The organism is Persicitalea sp. (assembly GCF_041751555.1).
Classification (GTDB): Bacteria; Bacteroidota; Bacteroidia; order Cytophagales; family Spirosomataceae; genus Persicitalea.
Genome location: NZ_JBGSXF010000167.1, coordinates 1 through 2954 on the forward strand (window position 1 = coordinate 1; position 2954 = coordinate 2954).

General features: G+C 50.5%; 3 protein-coding genes. 2 read left to right on the top strand and 1 reads right to left on the bottom strand.

Going from position 1 to position 2954, the window contains the following annotated elements; all coding sequences use genetic code 11:
• On the bottom strand, positions 1–777 hold a 777-nt coding region (locus ACEW8P_RS05780; RefSeq protein WP_373512154.1), incomplete at its 3' end, for a TerC family protein.
• A gap of 170 nt (positions 778–947) precedes the next feature.
• Here ACEW8P_RS05780 and ACEW8P_RS05785 point away from each other — a divergent pair.
• Positions 948–2192: an ABC transporter permease gene (locus ACEW8P_RS05785; protein ID WP_373512155.1), complete on the top strand. Its 1245-nt coding sequence runs from the start codon at positions 948–950 to the stop codon at positions 2190–2192.
• Positions 2193–2265: 73 nt separating this feature from the next.
• Complete coding sequence (locus tag ACEW8P_RS05790) at positions 2266–2745, top strand: hypothetical protein (protein WP_373512156.1); 480 nt, start codon at positions 2266–2268, stop codon at positions 2743–2745.
• Positions 2746–2954 lie beyond the last annotated feature (209 nt).

Below are 2954 nucleotides of genomic sequence, written 5' to 3' on the forward strand. Positions count from 1 at the left end.
GAAGATAGCCGGAATCGAATCCACCGCAAACACCACATCGGTGAAGGCAATCACGATCATAACCACGAAAAGCGGCGTGACGTAGAGTTTCTTGTCGCGCTTGCGCCGCACGAAAAAATGATCTACCACGTAGCGCTCGAATACATTGAGGTATCGGGACGAAAGCCGCACGGCGGGGTGCTTCTTGACGTCGATGCCCTCTTCCTCATCTTTGGTAATCAGGATTTTGATTCCGGTATAAACCAGGAACGCTCCGAAAATATACAGCACCCAGCTAAACTCCTGGATTAGCGCCGAACCTAAGAAAATAAAGATAAAGCGTAGAAAGATCGACCCCAGAATTCCCCAAACCAATACCTTCTTGTAATAAATCTCCCGAACACCGAAGGAGTTGAAAATCAAGATAAATACGAAAATGTTATCCACAGAAAGGGAGTACTCGACTAGGTAGCCCGTGAGATACTCCAGCGCCATGTTGTTCTGAAATATGGTCAGCGCGGCGTCGAAATCGGTGGGTAGAGTCAGGTTAGGGTAATAAGTACTTCTAACTGTAGCTAAGTGCGACGGGTCGCTGATGTCGTGTACCCAATACCCGTAAAAGCGCAGGAAAACGTAAAAAGCCAGGGCCAGGGCCACCCACACGGCACTCCACGAGGCGGCCTCTTTGAAACTGACGATGTGACTGGTTGACTTGCGGCTGAATGCTCCGAGGTCGAGCATCATTACCAGAATGACAAAAACCGTGAATCCGGCAAAAAATATGACTTCGCTTGACATAAATGCGTGGCTGATGAATTATACCCAACAACAAAATACGCGATAAATTCCCACATACAACCGCCCATCTTACCACTTATCCCTTTTGCTTTGCGGCTTTGATCTGGGTTTTTAACTTTTGCCCTGTTATTTTGGTTAGCCGTTAAGATTTCCCGCTATAAATCGCCTTCATGAAATTCGTCCGACAAATTTTTGAAAGTTTCCGCTTTGCCTGGCAAGCCCTGCGCGGAAACATCACCCGCACCATTCTGTCGCTGTTGGGCGTAACGGTGGGTATCTTTGCCATTGTGGCCGTGTTCACAATCGTGGACTCGCTTGAACGCAACATCAAGGAAAGCATGAGCTTCATCGGCGACAAAGTACTCTACGTACAAAAGTGGCCGTGGAGCTTCGGTAACGTAGAGTACGCCTGGTGGCGGTATTTCCAGTGGCCCGACCCTAACTACCGCGAGTACAAGTACCTCTATGACAACCTGGAAAATGCCAGTTCGGTGGCCGTCATGGATTTCAAGGGCAACACGATCGCGAAGAGTGGTTCCAACAGCATCAACGCCCTAATTCAGGGCATCTCCTACGAATACAATCAAATCTCGGACATCACTATCGCCGAGGGGCGCTACTTTTCGCCCATCGAAACAGACGCCGGGCGGCAGGTAGCCGTTATCGGAGCCGATATCGCCGAAACGCTTTTCCCTGGTAGTAGTGCCGTCGGCAAGGAGTTCAAGCTGGCTGGCAACCGTTTCGTGGTGGCGGGCGTGCAAGAAAAAAAGGGCGAAAGCCTCATCGAATTCGGCGGCCCGCCCGATACCAAATGCTTCATCCCTTACAATGCTTTTGCCAAGCTTTTCCAGTCGGGACGGCCTGACCCCGACATTGTGGTCAAGGGCTACGAGTCGGACGAGGGGCTGTACGAGGTTGAGGCGGAAATCACGGGCCTGATGCGCACCATTCGCGGCATCAAACCCCGCGACGACAATAATTTCTCGATTAACCGCCCCGAAGCCGCCGCCGAGGCTATTTCGGGCTTGTTCGGGGTACTTACGTTGGCAGGTTGGGTCATCGGTAGTTTCTCCATCCTGGTAGGTGGCTTCGGTATCGCCAACATCATGTTCGTGTCGGTAAAAGAGCGCACCAATCTCATCGGCATCCAGAAATCGCTGGGGGCCAAGAATTATTTCATCCTCTGTCAGTTTCTATTCGAGGCTGTGATGCTTAGCTTAGTTGGTGGATTAGTGGGGATTTTCTTGGTTTACCTGCTCACTTTCATGTCCCTGGGTAGTCTGGACGTAGTTTTATTGCCCAAAAACGTTATCCTCGGCCTCGGCGTTTCAAGCGTCATTGGCATCCTGTCGGGTATTGTTCCCGCCATGCTTGCCGCCCGCATGGACCCGGTGGAAGCCATCCGGGCAAAGTAGTTGCTTGGAATAGTGCGGGTAAATACGGAATTTTGTTTTTTTGAGCGACAAAGCCAATTTAAACACCACCTCCATGCGTAAATGGGTTATCCTTGGAATATTTTTGCTGATCATATTCGGTGTGTTTTACTACCTCACCTTCGGCTATTACAGCGAAGGCAAGCGTGGGGGCTTTGTGATTAAGCTTAGCAAGCGCGGCTTTGTCTTCAAAACTTTCGAAGGTGTGCTGAACGTCGGTGGCTTGTTCGAGGGCGGAGGTACGTTGAGCGCCAATCAATGGGAGTTTTCGGTCGATGACGACAATAAGGAAGCCGTTTCCCGGCTCGAAGAAGGCATCAAAACCGGACGCCGTGTTTCGCTTACCTACGAAGAGAAATTCTTCATCCTGCCCTGGAACGGCGACAGCAAATACTTTATCACCAAAGTAGAGCTGCTGGACAATCCTGCTCAGCCACAGCAAAATCCCATGTACCAGCAGCAGCCTCAGCAACAGCAATTGCCACCTCCCCCACCAGTCGAGCAACAACGTTTGGATAGTACAGCAACGTTCTAGGGGCTAACCGGTACGCCGGAGCGGAATAAAAGGTCAATGGTTAGCGGCTATTTAGTTTCGACTTTGTGCGGCACGGAATTCTAAGATAAAAACAAGCGATTGATGATATTATTTTTCCAAGATTCATGCCTAAGCGGCTTGCCCGTACTGGGCGATTGGCACATAGGGGGTTCCTCGGCTGATGGTGGCAAAGACGCGGTTGATCAGTT